The organism is Salinisphaera japonica YTM-1, assembly GCF_003788585.1.
Lineage (GTDB): Bacteria > Pseudomonadota > Gammaproteobacteria > Nevskiales > Salinisphaeraceae > Salinisphaera > Salinisphaera japonica.
In genome coordinates, this window is sequence record NZ_AYKG01000066.1 from 1 (window position 1) to 209 (window position 209).

At 61.2% G+C, this 209-nt stretch carries 1 pseudogene; it reads left to right on the plus strand.

Features of this window, described 5'->3' with window-relative positions:
• Positions 1–209, plus strand: a pseudogene (locus tag SAJA_RS15265) (IS30 family transposase); the annotation flags it as partial.

The window sequence follows — 209 nt, forward strand, 5'->3', positions numbered from 1 at the left end:
CCATCGCAGGCGTCGCGATCACCGTCCGCTTGTCGATTTCGTCGATGCCAAGCTTCGGGCGTTCTGGCCGCCGGAAGCGATTGCGGGTCGCTTGATCGCCCGCTTTCCGGGTTCACCGGCCATGCGGATCAGCACCGAGCAGATCTATGCCTGGATAGAAACGGACGCCCGAACGCACGGCACCCTTTATCGTCATTTACGCCAACAAC